This window comes from Alkalihalobacillus alcalophilus ATCC 27647 = CGMCC 1.3604 (assembly GCF_000292245.2).
Lineage (GTDB): Bacteria > Bacillota > Bacilli > Bacillales > Bacillaceae_D > Alkalihalobacillus > Alkalihalobacillus alcalophilus.
This window is the reverse complement of sequence record NZ_ALPT02000025.1, coordinates 36,517-54,731: the sequence shown is the minus strand read 5'-3', so window position 1 is coordinate 54,731 and position 18,215 is coordinate 36,517. Positions and strand designations below refer to the sequence as shown.

The following is an 18,215-nucleotide window of genomic DNA, read 5'->3' as shown; positions in this document are numbered from 1 at the left end:
CTAAGCAAACGGACTACGCTTTATATCAATCCAGCTACGCCTGTTAGAAGCTCGAGAAAAATCGGTTCGTCTGAGTGAAGACAAAGAGCGTCTTCATCAGCCGCCCCTGCCCACAGGAAGTGGGTACAAGGCGTTGCGGCAGGATGGCGCGAACTTAGCGTTGATCCTTAATTTTCTCGCTTCTGACCGAACAGGCTTCGCTTTATATCAATCCAGCTGCGTCCGTTAGAAGCTTGAGAAAAATCGGTCTGCCTATAAAGTCAAAAAGCGACTTTCTAGTCAGCCCTGTATTTTTTCTCGCTTCTAAGCAAACGGACTAAGCTTTATATTTAAGGAGGGGATTTAGATGCGTCATTATCAAAAATCAGAAGAGGCTTTTGCAAAAGCAAAGCCACTTATGCCAGGTGGAGTTAATAGTCCTGTACGTGCTTTTAAATCGGTGAACATGAATCCGGTTTATATGGAAAGTGGTAAAGGGTCAAAAATTTATGATATCGATGGAAATGAGTATATTGACTACGTCCTATCATGGGGACCACTTATTTTAGGACATGCCGATGAACAGGTTGTCGAAAAGTTAAAAGAAGCAACAGAAAAAGGGACAAGCTTTGGTGCTCCAAATGAAATGGAAACAAAGCTTGCTGAGCTGGTTATTGAACGAGTGCCTTCGATTGAAGTCGTCCGTATGGTCAACTCAGGTACAGAGGCAACGATGAGTGCTCTTCGTTTGGCACGTGGTTACACAGGTCGTAACAAAATCCTTAAATTCGTCGGTTGCTATCATGGTCACGGTGATTCTTTATTAATTAAAGCAGGTTCGGGTGTAGCTACACTTGGTTTACCGGATAGTCCTGGAGTACCAGAATCAGTAGCTCAAAATACATTGACTGTGAATTATAATGACTTGGAAAGTGTTCAATATGCTTTTGATAAGTTTGGTGACGACATTGCCGCTATTATCGTTGAGCCTGTAGCAGGAAATATGGGCGTTGTTCCACCAATTGCAGGGTTCTTAGAAGGCCTACGTGAAATTACGGAGCAAAATGGCAGTTTGTTAATTTTTGACGAGGTAATGACAGGCTTCCGAGTCGGCTATAATTGTGCACAAGGAACACTAGGTGTCATACCTGATTTAACATGTTTAGGAAAAGTAATTGGTGGTGGATTACCTGTTGGTGCTTTTGGGGGGAAACGTGAAATTATGGAGCAAATTGCCCCAAGCGGTCCAATTTATCAAGCAGGTACGTTATCTGGGAATCCGCTTGCGATGACAGCTGGATATGAGACCTTGTCCCAGCTAACACCAGCTGATTATGAACGTTTTGACGAATTAGCAGAGCGCTTAGAAACAGGGTTAAAGGCAGCAGCGGAAAAATATGAAATTCCACATTATATTAATCGTATCGGTTCTATGGTCGGATTTTTCTTCACAGATGAAAAAGTTGTGAACTTTGAGGTAGCGAAAACATCAAATCTCGATTATTTTGCAAACTATTTCCGTGAGATGTTGAATGAAGGTATCTCTCTTCCACCTTCTCAATTTGAAGGAATGTTTTTATCAACCAAACATACTGTAGAGGATATCGACAAAACGATAGCAGCAGCCCAAAAAGCTTTTTCAAAGTTAAAAGCATAAGTAGATTTAGGTAAATAAGTGATGATTATATAGAAAAGCCGTCTCATAAGATAACGATCTTATGGGACGTTTTTTTTCTTTCTTCCTTCCTAAATGAACAGTCTTAAGTGGCCCACAAGGAGGATAATCCCTAATAACATGGATAATCAATATCTTAGATTTTAGTTTTTCTGATATGAAGATTATTACGATTATCGAGAGTTTATAATACAATTTAGTTTGTAAAGACATTCGATTGGTTATTTGCAGATTTTTTCTAACTTATCAAATCAATAAAAGGATAGTAGGTCAACCTTTTTGTAATGAGTGAATGAAAGAGGGGAATGTATAAGTAGTTTTTTATTTTAATTGGGAGGAGTTTACATAATGTCAATCGGAGTATTAGCTCATCTATGTCATAAAGGAACGGTTCAAGATGTGGCCCAAAAAGTAGGTTCCTATCAATTTCAGCACGTGCAATTAGCTTTATGGAAGGCTTTTAATGAATATGATTTTACGAAGCCGGGAAGGTTAAATCCGGGAATGGCCAAATATATTAAGAAAGAGTTTGAGAAGCATGGCAGTTCTATTTCGGTTTTAGGATGCTATTTACATTTGTTTGAAAGAGATGAAAAAAAGCATCAGGTAAATAAGGAAAGATATAAAGAAATGATCCGTTATGCTGGAATTTTTGGAACTCCAATTGTCGCAACAGAAACAGGAAAAATCGATTCTGGACATTTTACGAATGAGGATTGGGCGAAATTAAAAGAGACGCTTCAGGAGTTGTTAGAAGAAGCAGAAAAATGGGGCGTATTTATTGGGATAGAGCCTGCTCAATATCACCTCATTGATAACGCTAAAAAATTAAGAAAATTAATTGATGAAGTTCCTTCGTCTCATCTAGGAGTTGTTCTTGATCCGGGCAATTTAATTACGGAAAAAAATTATAAAAATCAAGATGTCGTTATTGAAGAGATGTTTGAATTATTAGGGGAACAGATCGTTGCTTTTCAAGCGAAAGACTGTTTTTTTGAAGAGAACGATGAGTTATCATGGGTTCCAGTAGGACAAGGTCATTTAAACTATGAATTAATATTTGCAAGGTTGTTTCAACACAAACCACATATTGAGATTATTTTAGATTCTGTTAACTCAGATAATATTTTGGAAGCTCAAAGGTTTATCATGGACAGGATGCGGAAATAAACGGTTTTTATTATTTCTTACTTTTCTTATAACTAAGAATGTTATAATAATTATATCGTGCTCTTATTCTATTGAAGGATATTACTGAACAAGCAAGTTGAAGGGGGATGTAATGATCTTATTTAAAAGAAAGCCAATATTTGTTTCGTTTTGGATATGTTCTTTTCTTCTTTTATTACTCATTGCTTGTAGCAAAAATGAAAACGCTGTCATCGGTGAAAAGAATGAAGATAGCCAAATAAATTATAAAACTACATCTGGAAAATCATCTGAAGATCCTTATGAGATCTCGATGCTATTAAACTTACATAACTTCGAAGTGCCCAATACAAAAATAAAAAGGTTGATTGAAGGGGCCACTAATACGAAGTTAAACATTCAGTTTGTTCGTGAGACTAATTATAATGATCGTGTTCATACCGCTTTTGCAACAGGGAATTTGCCGATGGTTGTCCCCATGAGTTTTCAAATGTTTAATCAATATAAGGATGCCATCCGTGATGAACAGTTTTGGGAAATTGGCCCGTATTTAGAGGAGTTTGAGAACTTAAGTAAATTAAAACCAGAAATCTTATCTAATACAAAGGTAGATGGGAAGATTTATTCTCTTTATCAAGGGAGGCCACTGTCACGGCAAGGGATCATTTATCGTAAAGATTGGGCTCGGAACCTTGGATTATCGGCACCGGAAACGACTGAAGAATTTTTTGAATTAGCAAGAGCTTTTACCGAAGATGACCCTAATCGTACAGGTGTACAAGATACAATCGGGTTAACTGAACGGAGTGACTTAGTTTTTGGAGCTTTTAAAACAATTTCCTCCTGGTTTGGGGTTCCGAATGAATTTGGAATCAAAGACGACGAAATATTGCCTGAATTTATGTTCCCTGAATATATGGAGACGTTGGAATACATGAGAGAGCTTTATCAAAACGGCTATATGAATCAAGACTTTCCAGTTGCGAGTAAAATGGAGCAGCAGTCCTTGTTAGTGAATGGGGAAGCGGGGATTTATGTAGGTTCTATGGCTGATGTCATTAACCTATATAATCAAGCTATTTTGATAAATCCTGACGCCGAGTTTGATGTTCATAGTAAGGTGAGGCGAGCAGATGGTGAATTTGGGATTTGGGCGATACCTGGATATTCGAATCTATTATTATTTCCAAAGTCATCTGTGAAGACCGAAGCTGATTTGAAAAAAATCCTTTCATTCTACGACCAATTATTGACACCTGAAATAAGTAACTTATTATTGTGGGGAGTGGAAGGTGAACACTATGAAGTCATTGATGGTATGGCCAATATTATAAACTCAGCCTTACATGATCAAGAAGTAAGGCCGTATTTAGCGCTTGAAATTGGTGAGAGTGAGACACATAAAGGCTATGAACGTTATTTTAGTTATGATGTTCAAGTGAAGGCAATTGATTTAATTCAGCAAAATGAAAAGCATTTAATACACAATCCGACTATTTCTCTAGATTCTGATACATTTGTCATTAAAGGAAGCCAGTTAAAGCAAATGATGGAGGATGCAACCATTCAATTTATTCTTGGACAAATAGATGAGGATGGATTTCAAAAAGCAGTAGAAAACTGGTATACGAGTGGCGGAAACCGAATAATCGAGGAATTTACTCAAGCCTATCAATGTGATTGTTAAAGAGGATGTCTCAAAAGGTCATGAAAATGAACCTTAAGAGACATCCTTTTTTATTATTCAAACTTCTTTTTAGCATGTAATTCACGATATTTTCCTGGTGTGATTCCTTTTTTCTTTTTAAAAGAACGGATGAAGTTTTGTGAATTGTTGTAGTGAAACTTTTCAGCAATTTCTTTAATAGATAAATCCGATTCAATAAGCCACTGTTTCGCCATATTTAGACGATACATTGATAAGTATTCACTAAAAGAGATATTCGTTTCTTTGCGGAAAATACTACTTAAATAATTAGGATTATAGTGCAACCGCTCCGCTATCGATTCAAGTGAAAGCTCTGTATCATACTCTTTCTGAATAATATGAATGATGTTTTCTGAGATGTTTTTATACTTTGATTGAATTCGTTCTTGGATGGATTGAATTAATGGATAAATAATGTGGTCTCTAAACCAATTCGTAATTTCCTCAATCGACTTTAACTCAAAAAACTGATCAAACAATGACTTTTTATCATCAACATTTTCTAGCTCTATACCAAGTGTTTGCATTAATAAAATTAAATCATTTAATAACCGCATTAAAGAAATCTGGTATTGATTTGGGGTTAAATCTTTTGAAAAGATTGTGGCAATCAATCTTTCTAAAGCTTCCTCAGCTTTGTCTTTTTCACCTAACTTGATAAAGTCAAATAACTCATTTTTAACATTTTCCGGAAAATATGTTTGAAAAGAGCTTCCAGCTTCAATATCTTTATAGTATAAAATTGAATTTTGACCAAATTTAAGTCGGTATTTTAAAACCTCTACCCCTTCAAGATAAGCCTCTCTCGTAGAAGAAAGTTCGGCATAAGGATGGCTAACCCCGATGCTTACTGATAAGCCTAACTCTTCTTGGACTTTTGTTTGAATACTTGTAGCAACCTCATGAATATATTCTTCAAAGGATTCCTGAGATTCCAATGTACTTAAAAGAATCGTGACTTGTACATCTTTACGAATAATCGGAGTCAACCGTCTTTGAGTCGGTACATTATCTTCTACAATGCTGTTAATTGAAAATAGTAATAAGTCTTTCTGCCCGTTTGTATAGCTAGTATTTTCAAGGGAGTCAATTTGTAAACTTAAAACACATAAATGATGCCAATTTTTTGTGAAATGATAAGATGAATAAATATTTAATAGTTCTTCTTCTTTTAGTTGCCCGTCTAGTAAACGAACACTGAATAAATGCTTTAATTGATCGATTTGTCCATGAAGCTTTGTTTCTAGCACTTTATTTTCTTCTAACATATGGTGAATTTGATCACCAATAGCTTCAAATTCATCACGATGTTGTTTGGGGCTGGATGAATGATTCATGTTGGTCATAAGTGTTTTGTATAGCTCTTTAATAGGTTTATATAACCTTTTTGAGCCGAACCAAGAAAAGATAAAACAGGTCATAATAATACTTACACAAACGAGTAACGTAAATAGCCCAATAGCGTTTGCTTCTTGTTTTAATTCTTGATTAGAGATAATAGATAAGTAAAGCCAACCATTATAATCTGATTTTTTATAAGTAATTGTTGATTCTGTCATGTCTAGGCTAGTGGCGATTTGTCCTAGGCTATTTGTATCGGTATGATCTATATTTTCAATAATCGAAACGTCCTCGAAATATTCGCCGATCAAAGAAGGATTATTATGTGCTAATATTCGGAAATTTTCATCTAAAATCATAACTTGTTCTGTTTCACCACTAGTCGTCAAAATATTAGATAGAGAACATGATGGGATACTGACAACGGCTAGACCAGTCTTTGAGCTTGAAACAAGTGGGAGTTGTTTCACTAACTGAATGCTATAATCACAATGGGCTTGACTTTCCCAATGTTCAACCTCTTCATCTGGGGGATGAGCAGGGGTGTTTTTTTTCTTTTCCAAGAGCCATTCTGTCCCACTGTAAGACTGGAGGTACTTAGAATAATGTTCATCGATTTCTTGCTCATCTAAGTGATTTAGTCCTTCATTATTAATTTTCCAGTTGTGATTGAAACTGAGAATCAGAATGTCTTCAATTCCTGTATCAAAGGATTGTAAATAATTTAATTCATGTTTTAGCTGTCGATATCTTTGAAATTGCACAGCTCCCATTGGTTGCTGTAAAGTATCTGTTAAAAACGAAGAATTAACAAAATAAGTTAAAGAATGATCAATCGTATTTAATACTTGCTCAACGTTTATATTTCTTTGGTGGATATTTTGCTTTTGTTCTTCTGAAGCTTTCGCCAGCATCGAATCTGAGACTTTTATATAAGAAAATGTCCCGACAAAAGCAACTGGGAACGTACTGACAATTAATATAAAGGCTAACAGTTTAAAGTAGAATTTTGTTTTTCTCTTTTTCATTCAACCCCCCCTAATCAAAGATAAAGCGTTTTCAATTGATTCTGTCCTGATTATACCTCTTTTTAAGCTTCAATTTAAGGAATATTTTTGAGAAGGATGATTAGTGAGGGAAAAAGAGAATAATCATTATCTTATATAGCGTTCATTAGATAAGTTTGTAGCGATTTATGTTCTCATTCTTATAAACTGTCAAGAAGATTATAGTCGTTTTAAGGAGAAAGATGTATATTTAAAAGCAAGCAATTCAATTATGCATAGGTTAATAGACTACACTCAATTGTATGTGTATAAAGGGGAGGAAGCCATTGTTTGAAAAAGCAAACACAACATTAGAGACTTACTTTCCTTTTATTACTCCCTTATTTGTATTAGGTGGAATGACGATATTTTCCTTTCTCCATTCTTATGCTTTTTTAGTGCCTTGGATTTTTGCTTGTATTACTTTTTCGAGTAGCCTCGGGCTTAAGGTAAAGGAGATTGGACATGCCATTAAAAATCCTTTGCCCATTTTTATTAGTTTAATCATTTTACAAGTGATAATGCCGCTTCTAGCCTTTGGGGGAGGACATCTTTTTTTTGCTGATGACATGTATATTGTGACCGGGCTCGTATTAGCCTTTGTCATCCCTACAGGAATCGTGAGTTTAATGTGGGTGTCTATTTATAAAGGGAGCAGTTCAACGACTTTAACGATTATTTTAGTCAATACGATGCTTGCCCCTTTTCTTGTTCCTCTTTCTTTACAGCTATTAATAGGAACGGAGGTGTCCTTACCTATTTGGGAGGTAATGAAAGGGCTTATCTGGATGGTTGTTGTTCCTTCCATTATAGGATTAGCTTGTACCCATTTTTTCACAAAGCCTTCGGGGGAAATCAAAAAAACATTAGCTCCTTTTGCAAAGTGTGGTTTGCTTCTAGTGATTGCCATTAATTGTTCGGTCGCAGCCCCTTTTCTAAAGGACACAAATGTTTCATTGCTCAAATTATTCGTTACCCTCTTGTTATTAACGGTTGTTGGTTATGTGTTAGGATTTACGGCAGCAAAAATATTTAAGTGGGATCAAACGATTGGAATCAGTTTAACTTATAGCAGCGGATTAAGAAATAACGGGGTAGGCTCAGCCTTAGCGGTTACCTATTTTCCGCCGCAAGTGAGTATTCCAATCATTGTGGTTATTTTGTTTCAGCAGGTGCTTGCTGCAGCGATTGGAAAAATCATCGTCAAATCAAAAGATCGTGAGGAAAAACTAAAAAAGATAGCCGGTTTATAAATAGGAATGAGGAAGGTGGATTGTAAATGGAGGCAAATGGTGTATATGGCGTCTTTTATCGGGCTTTTGAATGGATTGCTAAGTTAGCGATCGTCAATATATTATGGGTTGGGTTTGTTTTACTCGGAGGGATTATTTTGGGCGTATTCCCAGCAACCGTCGCGATGTTTACATTAGCACGAAAATGGATTAATGGGGAGCAGGAATTACAGATTTCAAAAGAATTTTGGCAAACATACAAGAGGGAGTTTGTGAAATCAAATGGACTCGGTTTCATTTTAACGAGTTTAGCTGTGATTTTATTCATTGATTTGTATTTCTTTTATCATTTAGAAAGCGGAATGTCACAAATTTTCTTCTACCTTTTTGTTGTGATTGCTTTTAATTATTTGGTTATGACTCTTTATATTTTTCAAGTGTATGTTCACTATGATTTGAAGCTCTTTCAAAATATAAAATATGCGTTTATCCTTGGCCTATCTAATCCTTTTCATACCTTCTCAATGATTCTTTGTTTAATTTTATGTTATATCGCTCTTGAAGTCGCACCAGCTTCTTTATTATTCTTTAGTGTTGCCCCATTAAGTATGATGTTTATGATTATTGCACACCGAATTTTTAATAAAATAGAAGAAGTAGATCGACGAAATAAACTGGCTGGTTAATGGAAAGAGAAACCAGCCATTTTTTATGTTGGATTCTAGAGGAGATTATCGATTTTGGGGTTTAATTTTTAGAATAATTTGAATAATCATCAGCTTATGTCTGTATTCAATTTATTAGATTCTATCCCTTTTTATTCATTTTTGATACCGCTTACATGAATCTGCACTAGGGATTATAGACGTAATTTTGTTTTGTGCGTTACGGTTTAATTATCAAAGAATTAGGGCGTTTGGGTTGATTGTAACGACAATTCGTTTAGGCCAAATGTCTCTAATTCAATTTAAAGTGAGGTGAGTACAGAAAAGAGTTTGAACGTGGTCTGAACCTGTTGAGGGAAAAAACTTATGGAGGACAAGGTAAATGAAAAAAGGAAAACGTTGGTTGTCAGTTTGGATGATTGTTGTTCTCATATTTTCTAATTTTAATTTCACATTGGTTGCTTCAGCCACTGAGCCTCAAGATGAAATGATCGAAATAAATAGTGACTGGAATGGCAGTGTGATGGGTGATACGGGTACAAATGATTTAAATGTCGAGAATTTTTCGATTATGGAACATGAAACAGGTGATGTGACGTTACGCGCTTCCAATGACCGTGGCAAAATCTCTGCGGCGACAGAAGGGTTCGTTTATTATTTTAAAGAAATAGAGCCTGATGTTAACTTTGAGTTCAAGGCAACCGCTCATGTAGAATCATGGACGGCTAATAATCAAGTTTCTTTTGGTTTAATGTTAAGAAGTAATGTCTTACATAATGAGAGACTAGCTTCTTTTACCGGAAATTATTTGGCTCTTGGTGCCCTTGACCAAGAGATGAAAGCCTATTATAAAAAGGGCTTTAAAGAAGGTGACGAGCTTGGAGTACAGACGAAAGATGGGTATGAATTTACTTTAGCACGTCAGCCACAAGTAAATGAAACTTATGAGCTAACGATTAGAAAAGTAGGCAATATTTATACCCTTTCAGTCGGAAATGATACACAAATTATCGAATATGATGAGGCGTTGAATTATTTCGGGTTATATGTCGCTAGAAATGCAACGGTTACTTTTAGTGACGTCGAATTCTCGATTCAACCGACAATAGGAACAGGTGATTGGGAGTTTGAAAAGTTTGGATCGAATACGAGTGATGAAAGAAATCCTGAACCAACTTTTCATGAAGATGGATCGGTCACTTTATTTGCATCAGGTGGAAAGGTGGCAAGCAATGATGAAGGTGTCTCTTATTTGTATAAACAATTGCCAGCAGATTCAAATTTTGAAATAACAACAAAGGCAACTGTAAACAGCTTTAATACAGATAGCAGCATTTCTACACCTAATCAAAAATCGTTCGGAGTCATGATCCGTGACCAGTTTGAGGTAGGTTCGGCAACACAAAGTTCGAATTATGTCGCCGTCGGAGCTCTTGATACAAATGAGATGAAAGGGTTTTATAAACATAGTGTAACAGGAACAACACCGAGTACGGGGACACAAATCAAACTGTCGCCTTTTGATGTTCGGGTGCCTTCAGCTGGTGAGGTTTACGATTTGAGTATTCGCAAATCAGGTAACGTCTATGTTGTAACGACTAATGGACAAAGGGAAGTGTTTGTTCAAGAAGAACTATTTAGTGAAACGTTTTTTGCCGGATTATACGTCGCAAGAGATGCAGAAGTTACCTTCAGTAATTTTGAAATCAAAACTGATGCACGAATACCAACACAGTTAAATGCGAATTCTACGTCAATGAAAACCGATTATTTAATTGGTGAAAATTTAGACTTAAACGGGTTAGTCGTGATAACAACTTGGAGCGATTCAAATGGGGTTGAACGCACAGAAACTCTTTCGCAAAATGAGTATATTGTAACAGGATTTGATAGTAGTAGTGCTGGTCCTAATACAGTAACAGTTCATTTTAATGGTTTGGAAACGTCGATTGATTTGATGATTGCTTCCTTATCTGTTGAGGAGCTAGAGATTCTTTATTACCCGGCGAAAACGACTTATTATTTAGGAGACAGGTTTGATGCAAATGGTTTTGTCGTACAAGCCATTTATAATACAGGGCTAAAAGAGGAGCTCACTCCGGATGACTACACTTTTTCGATTCCTGAAGCGACTATAGTTGATGAGGCTTATATTTTTGAACATGCTGGAATGATTGAAGTAGAGGTCATTTCAACGGAAACTCCAGAAAAATCGGTGACTTTCAATGTTGAAGTGAAAGATACAAAATTACAAGCACTAGAGATTGACAGTCTACCAGAGAAAACGGTCTATTTTATCGGGGATGAAATAGATCTAAGTGGTTTGGTCGTCTATGCAAAGTATGATGACGGTTCTAGTGTTCGACTGTTGAGGGATGAATTTACTGTTTCTGCATTAGATACATCGGCACCTAGTGAGCAAGAATTGACAGTTGCTCATAAAGGGGTGGAAGTGACGTTTAGTGTGACAGTGAAGGAAAAAGAGTTAGCTAAAATCAAAGTGACCGATTATCCGAAAACCACTTATTACATTGGCGAAAGCTTTGAACGATCAGGGTTAGAGGTATCTAAAGTCTATGATAATTTCGATGAAGAAGTTTTAGCTGAAGATTTATATGATCTTGACTTGTCACTTTTTGATAATTCTGAGCCTGGAATTTATTCGATTGACATCAAGCCACACGACACAAGTATGCCTTCTACAACATTAAAAGTGACGGTTAGAGAGGTAGTTGAATATGATTGGGAGTTTATTAGATTTGGGCAATCCATCGGGACGAACCGAAATATTTGGGAAGTGATACAAGATGGAAAACTTGAAGAACAAGTAATCAAGCTTGAAGCATCGACAGGACAAAATGCTGGAAAAATAACCGGGGACCATGACGGGATTACGTATTATTACACTGTGATTGATGCAAATGAAGATAACTTTGAATTATCGGCTGATATTAAGGTCATTCACTATGCAAAAACTCCCCATGATGGACAAGAATCGTTTGGCATCATGGCCAGAGATGCGATCGGTCAACCAGATGATTCGGCTGTTTTTTCTTCCAATATAGCGGCTGTTGGTGGTTTTGCTGGGAGGACGATTTGGCCAAATGGAACTCAATTATTTGCAAGAACAGGTGTCATTGCCCCTGACGGTGAAGGCAGTGAAGACATTCAAAGGGTGATGTTAAAAGAGGAACGACCTTCATTGGAAAATACGTATCCAGAACAAGAATATCGCTTAACTTTGGCAAAAACGAATAGTGGCTTTGTCGGAAAGTTAAACAATGAGTATGAAGAGATTATTTTTGAACCTGAAATTTTGAATGTTCAAGATGATAACATTTATGTTGGGTTTTATACAGCACGCGAAGCAACAATTGAAGTTCATAATATTGAGTTTGCGGTCACTGCTGCGGCTACAGATGCACCAAAAGTAGAACGACCGTTGGAGCAAATAAAACCAGAGATTGAGGTGCTCTCGTTAAATAAAACACCGTTGATTAATTATGATTTAAAAGTACGAGCAAATGTGGATGGTGTCTTAAATGTTAGGCAAGGGGGAAGCGGAGAGACTGAACAAATCCTAGTGCAAGCGGGACAGGTAATCGACCTTCCTACTACATTAAATGAGAAGAGTAATACGACGTTTAGTATCACTTTAATCCCAGATGATAGACAATATTTAACATCTTATAATCCGGTTATACAGAATTTTACAGTCGTCCACAATACTTTTGCAGACGGTCATAATATTTATATTTCACCAGAAGGAAACAGTCAAGGGGATGGCACAAGAAGCAATCCACTTGACATTGATACAGCGATTGATTTCGTTCAACCTGGACAATCAATTGTCGCCCTTGATGGGAATTATGTTCGCCAATCAGCCCTCCATATTAAACGATACAATGACGGTACAGCTGAAGAAATGAAATATTTAGTGGCTGATGAAGGAGCAAGACCTGTGTTTGACTTTGACCGCAGTTCTGATGGGATGCTTCATGAGGGGAACTACTGGCATGTATCTGGGCTTGATTTCACTAACTCGGCTGGTAATACAAAAGGTTACCACCTTGCTGGGAGTGACAATGTCATTGAGTATAGTCGCTTTTATAATAATGGTGATTCAGGCTTCCAAATGAGCCGAATTGATTATTCACTCACTGAAATGCATGAATGGCCTTCGAATAACTTGATTCAATACAGTGTTGCTTTTGATAATATGGACCCTGCTCAAAATAATGCCGATGGTTTTGCGATCAAGTTGACGGTCGGTGAAGGGAATATATTACGAGGTTTAGTAGCCCATAACAATGTCGATGATGGGTATGATTTATATACAAAAGTTGGCTCTGGTCCAATAGGTGTCGTATTAATTGAAGATAGCATTGCCTTCAACAACGGGATTTTGACGAATGGAACCGGTGGAGGCGGCGATAAAAATGGCTTTAAATTAGGAGGAGAGGGTGTTCATGTTCCTCATATTTTACGAAATAGTCTTGCTTTCAACAATGGGAAATACGGCATAACGAGTAATAGTAATCCAGGTTTGATTATTGAAGATTCCATCGTATATAACAATCAGGAAGGTAATTTACACATTTCCACTTACGATCATATTACACCGGATTTTACGATAGATGGAATCGTATCTTATCAAAGTGAGCGGACGGGTTCTGCGTATCGGGATCGATATCCAGCGGAACAAACAGGTGAAAATAATTTCTATTTCGACGGAACGAAATCAACCAATTCAAGTTCGCAAACGTTAACGGATGATCAGTTTATTATTTCAGAACCAACCTTGCCATTAAACCCTTATGATTTGCCATCCATCGTCAATCAAAAAGATGAAAACGGAAATATCGTCTGGGGAGATTTCTTTAAATATCTTCTTTCTAATGAAGGTTCAGAGAATCCTGATTTAGTATGGGAGGCTATTACGTTCGGTCAGTCGACTGATTTAAACTTTAATTCGAATGTGATACCTGAAAAAGTAGGAACAAACTATGCAGAACCAGCTGTTCCAGGCACGATTGAAGATTCTATTATTCTAGAAAGCCGTGGTGGAAAAATTGCTGCCGGTCATGACGGACTAACTTTTTACTATACGACTTTAGATCCGAACGTCCATAATTTTGTTCTAGAAGCGGATATTTATGTCGAACAATTTGGACCTGAAACGGCCGCTGGTCCAAGCACGCAAGATAGTGCTGGAATTATGGTGAGGGATGTGAATGGGGGAGCCCGCCAAGATCCGATGTTACCTGGCTTTGAAGAGGTACCAGCTGCCTCGAACATATTTGGAGTTGGTGCTGTCCGGGTAAATGGCTCGAATAAAGAACAAGTCCGAGTTGCTCCAATTAGCCGAACAGGAGTTTTAAATCCTTGGGGGAATTTCGGTTCAACATTCTCAATGTCACCATTTAGTACAAATGCCAACCACCATGCGAATTTAGATACGCCGATCCGAATGAAGCTTGAAAGAACCGATACTTCTTTTATTCTTTCAACGAGCTATACAACTCATACTGGTGAGACGGTCCACTTTGAAGAAGAGGTAGAAGGGGCGGATCTCGTTCAAGTGATCGATTCCAATCAGATGAACTTAGGCTTTTATGCGGCTAGAAATGCGAAAATTCGCGTAGAGAATGCGAGCATTACTTTAAGTGAAGCTAATACGGTTCAGTCGCCAATCGTTGAGGAGCCTTTAGCTAATGCAGCGATGAATATCGTCTCAGCCCCACAATCGGGAGCGACTGATTATAACTTAAAGATTTTAGCCAATTACAAAGGCACGATTTCGATTACAAAAGATGAGCAAGAAGTGATTAGTCAGGCAGAGATCGAAGCGAATGATGTTTTTGAATATAAAGCCGAGCTTGAAAATGAAATAACGAATTTTAAAGTGACTTATCTTCCTGAGGGGGCCCCAACGGATCAGCCGATCACGAGAGAAATTGCTGTCACAAAGCAAATTTTTACAAGTGGAGAAGGGCTATTTGTCTCACCTGAAGGAACGAGCTCAGGAACAGGGACGATTGAGGATCCATTGGACTTCATAACAGCGATTCAATATGTACTTCCTGGTGAAACAATCTTTATGCGTGGAGGCATCTACACCCCTGACTCAATGATTAGAATTAGTGAAGAGTATAGCGGTGAAGAGGGGAAAAGAAAACAGATCGTTCCTTATAATGGAGAGAAAGTTGTAATTGATGGTCAAGGAAGCTTGAATGAAATTCTTCGCCTCGAAGCGGATTATTGGCATCTTTATGGAATTGAGCTAACAAGAGCAGCAGCAACGAGTATGAGGTTAAAAGGGGATCATAATATAATTGAAATGATGACCTTTAGTTATAATGGCAATACGGGCCTCCATATTACCGGAGATGGATCCGATCCAAATGATTGGCCAAAGCATAACCTCGTGTTAAACAGTACTTCACATCATAATGAAGATGTATCTCAAATTGATGCAGATGGGTTTGCGGCTAAATTAGGTGTCGGTGAAGGAAATGTGTTTAGAGGGAATATTGCTCATGATAACGTTGATGATGGTTGGGATTTATATAACCGAATTAATGAAGGGCCGAATATGCCAGTCCTCCTTGATGGCAATATTGCTTATGGGAATCGGAATGGGTTTAAAGTCGGTGGGGAAGGATTACCAGTCGCCCATATCGTGAAAAATAATCTTGCTTTTCATAATAGCATGGACGGATTTACAGATAACTTTAACCCAGGTGCCTTAGTCATCGAAAATAATACATCGTTTGATAATGAGCGATTTAATTTCATCTTTAGGTTAAATCCATATTTTTCACCTGAGGAGCAAGGGACATTTAAGAACAATTTATCGTTTAGAACGAATACAGCAGATGCTGTCCCTGATTTTATTTCAGGTAATGTCGATGAAACAAACTTCTTCTTTGATGGAACTCAATCCGTGAATAGTAACGGTGAAGTTGTAAAAGAAGCGGATTTTGCTAGTCTTGTTGAACCAGAATTTTATAGTCGAAATGAGGATGGTTCCATTGAATGGGGAGATTTCCTACGCTTAACAGTAGATAGCTTTTTAAATACAGCAGGGAAAGACCCAGCCCATGTTGGAGCACTTCCAGCAATAGAAGAAGAGGAAAAGAAAGAAGAAGACGAGAAAGAGGAAGAAAAACCAGGGGATGAGAAAAAAGAAGATGAGCTAGAGGAAGAGAAAAAAGAGGATGAGAAAAAAGAAGATAAAAAGGGAGAGGATAAAAAGCCAGTAGACAAATTACCTGGAAAGGGACAAGATGAACAGTCTGATGATGATGTCAATGCTGGTGGAAAAAATGAAGGTGGCTCAAAAGAGAATAACGACAATAAAAAAGGTGGAACAGGGAAGAAGGTAGAAGAGGAGCAAGGCTTACCAAACACAGCTACTCAACATTATCAATTTCTTCTATATGGTATCCTCTTAATGAGTATGGGGATACTGATTCATTTATTTATGAAAAGAAAAAAGAATGGCCGTCTAGACATTTAGTCAATCATAAATAAAAGATTAGGCCATTTCTAAAAGAGCAAAAGGTTTAAATTCTTAGTCGCTTAGCTTGTCGATGAAGTCTCGTTTCCGGGGACTGTCGACAAGCTTTTTTATATGGAAGAGAGAAGTCGCAATAGCTCAGTAGCTTCTTATAGCCGGAAAGAGACAATCATTACCTTATATATGTATTCATTTTATTAGTTTTTACTGAATGTAGTGATATTTTGGTAGCGTTTACACTCATCTGTTATAAGGATTGTAGACGTTATCTTCATCGATCGTATAAATTAGGTTTAACCTTTACGGAATGAGATGTCACTGCAAACAGATTTCCAATAAGGTGAAAAAAATATTTTAGATAAATAGGGGGTAGGTATCAAAGAAAATCGAGAAAGAAAGTTTTATAACGAAATGAAGGCGTTTTCTTTTATTTATTAAATTAAGGGGGAGAAAAATGTCAAAGTCAATTAAAACGGTATTATTGTTGGTTATGTTGTTTTTTGTTTCTATATTAGTAGCTTGTTCGAATGGATCGGATGATGTAAGCGGTTCAAATGATAGTAGTGATTCAGGCTCATCAGGTGAGTCAGACAATCAGCCTGCTGGTGATGATGAGGGTGATGTAGAACTCCGCTTTTTATGGTGGGGAAATCAAGATAGACATGATCGTACATTAGAGCTTATTGAAGTCTATGAAGGTTTAAATCCACATGTTTCGATTGCACCAGAGTTTTTAGGGTTTGACGACTATGCGGATCGTTTAGCTACTCAAGTGGCTGGTGGAAATGCTCCAGATATTTTCCAAATGGTGGACCGTTGGTTGCCGATGTATGGAAGCCGAGGCCAATTAGCTGACCTTCAACCATATGTTGATTCTGGAGACATTAATGTAGACCATATTGACCAAAGTAATTTAGACCCTGGTTATTTTCAAGGTGAGTTAGTTGGATTAAGTACTGGTAGTAATGCGTTCGCGTTAGTTTATGATCCGGTGATGTTTGAGGAAGCTGGTGTACCAATATTAGAGCCTGGATATACGTGGGATGATTTTGCCAATACTGCCCGTGAATTATCGGAAGCATTAGATATATATGGGACTTATATTGATGTTAACCATTCTCGAGCATTAGGTACTTGGTTATTACAGCAAGGTGAATGGTTGTATAACGAAGAAGGAACGGATTTAGGTTGGGAAGATGATCAATTGTTCATTGACTTTATGAATTTCTGGATTGAACTACAAGATGAAGGTGTCGTTCCTCCTGCCGATGTGAATGAAGCTTCAGATACAATTGAGAATTATTTAATTGTAAATAAACAGGCACCGATGCAAATTATTCATAGTAATCAAATCGTTGCGGTTGTAGAAGCAGCAAATCGTGATTTAGAAATGACGATTCTTCCTTCTGGTCCAACGGGAGAAACAGGAGCTTATATCCGAGCTTCCTTATTATATTCAATGAGTCCAAATACGGATCATCCTGAAGAAGTCGTTAAGTTTATGGATTGGATGACAAATAGTACAGAGGCAAACGATATTTTGCAAGGGGATAGAGGTGTACCGATTTCCTCTGAAATTCGTGAACATATGTTTAGCAGTGTTGAGAAAACGGTCCAGCAACAATTTGACTATATTGATTTAATTGGTGAATACGCTGGAGACGCACCGCCACCACCGCCACCATCTGGAAGCGAACTAGATGATGCCTTCAATCGAATTTTTATGGAATTACTCTATAGAGTGATTACGCCAGAAGATGCGGTTAGTCGTTATAAAGCCGAGGTACTTGATATTATTAGTCGACAATAGAGCAACAATAATAAGTAGAAGTCATTTAGACGAGCTATTTAGGTGGCTTCTACTTCTAATCTAGCTGTGCCTGTTAGAAGCTCGAGAA

General features: G+C 37.4%; 8 protein-coding genes. 7 read left to right on the top strand and 1 reads right to left on the bottom strand.

Annotation, left to right across the window (positions count from 1 at the left end; all coding sequences use genetic code 11):
• Positions 1-346 precede the first annotated feature (346 nt).
• The 3 genes from hemL to BALCAV_RS08730 all read left to right on the top strand — a co-directional run bounded on the left by hemL (position 347) and on the right by BALCAV_RS08730 (position 4,490).
• Positions 347-1,636: a glutamate-1-semialdehyde 2,1-aminomutase gene (gene hemL, locus BALCAV_RS08740; protein WP_003320889.1), complete on the top strand. Its 1,290-nt coding sequence runs from the start codon at positions 347-349 to the stop codon at positions 1,634-1,636.
• A gap of 366 nt (positions 1,637-2,002) precedes the next feature.
• Entirely contained in the window at positions 2,003-2,824 is an 822-nt protein-coding gene (locus tag BALCAV_RS08735) for a sugar phosphate isomerase/epimerase family protein (protein WP_003320890.1), read from the top strand.
• 112 nt (positions 2,825-2,936) lie between these two features.
• Positions 2,937-4,490 carry an extracellular solute-binding protein gene (locus tag BALCAV_RS08730; RefSeq protein ID WP_003320891.1) on the top strand — a complete coding sequence of 518 codons (1,554 nt, stop codon included), beginning with the start codon at positions 2,937-2,939 and terminating at the stop codon, positions 4,488-4,490.
• Between the two features lie 53 nt (positions 4,491-4,543).
• Here BALCAV_RS08730 and BALCAV_RS08725 read toward each other — a convergent pair whose 3' ends face one another.
• Entirely contained in the window at positions 4,544-6,880 is a 2,337-nt protein-coding gene (locus tag BALCAV_RS08725) for a helix-turn-helix domain-containing protein (protein ID WP_003320892.1), read from the bottom strand.
• Between the two features lie 305 nt (positions 6,881-7,185).
• On the opposite strand from BALCAV_RS08725, the gene BALCAV_RS08720 reads away from it, so the two are divergent.
• From BALCAV_RS08720 to BALCAV_RS08700, 4 genes are all read left to right on the top strand, one after another.
• Positions 7,186-8,151, top strand: coding sequence for a bile acid:sodium symporter family protein (locus tag BALCAV_RS08720; protein ID WP_003320893.1), 966 nt, complete (start codon positions 7,186-7,188; stop codon positions 8,149-8,151).
• Positions 8,152-8,177: 26 nt separating this feature from the next.
• On the top strand, positions 8,178-8,816 hold the full coding sequence (locus BALCAV_RS08715) for a YesL family protein (protein WP_003320895.1): 639 nt from the start codon (positions 8,178-8,180) through the stop codon (positions 8,814-8,816).
• Positions 8,817-9,177: 361 nt separating this feature from the next.
• Positions 9,178-16,317: a bacterial Ig-like domain-containing protein gene (locus BALCAV_RS21140; RefSeq protein WP_003320897.1), complete on the top strand. Its 7,140-nt coding sequence runs from the start codon at positions 9,178-9,180 to the stop codon at positions 16,315-16,317.
• Positions 16,318-16,771: 454 nt separating this feature from the next.
• The gene (locus tag BALCAV_RS08700; RefSeq protein WP_003324482.1) at positions 16,772-18,127 is read left to right on the top strand and encodes an ABC transporter substrate-binding protein; all 1,356 of its coding nucleotides are present in this window, start codon (positions 16,772-16,774) and stop codon (positions 18,125-18,127) included.
• The last annotated feature ends 88 nt before the right edge of the window (positions 18,128-18,215 follow it).